The sequence below is a fragment of the Mesorhizobium sp. M3A.F.Ca.ET.175.01.1.1 genome (assembly GCF_004791945.1).
Classification (GTDB): domain Bacteria; phylum Pseudomonadota; class Alphaproteobacteria; order Rhizobiales; family Rhizobiaceae; genus Mesorhizobium.
Window position 1 is genome coordinate 1 of the sequence record NZ_SRTP01000437.1, and the last position, 279, is coordinate 279.

At 62.7% G+C, this 279-nt stretch carries 1 pseudogene; it reads right to left on the reverse strand.

Annotated features, from left to right (window positions below):
* Positions 1-279, reverse strand: a pseudogene (locus tag EN818_RS32325) (thiamine pyrophosphate-binding protein); the annotation flags it as partial.

Genomic DNA, 279 nt, shown 5'->3' on the forward strand with positions numbered 1-279 from the left:
CCAGTTTCTCGGCTGCGATATCTTCCGGGAGTTCGAGATGGACCGGCCCTGGCCGCTCCTGTTGCGCTACCCGAAAGGCTTCACTCACGCTGGTCGGAATTGTCGCTGGGTCGACAATCTGGCGCGCCATCTTGGTCAGCGGCGTCATGGTCGAGACCATGTCCACGATTTGGAATCGCGCCTGGGTCCGGCTGCGTATGCACTTCTGCCCGGTGATCATGATCATGGGCATCGCGCCGAGCAGGGCGTAGGCTGCGCCCGTCGTGAGATTCAGCGCGC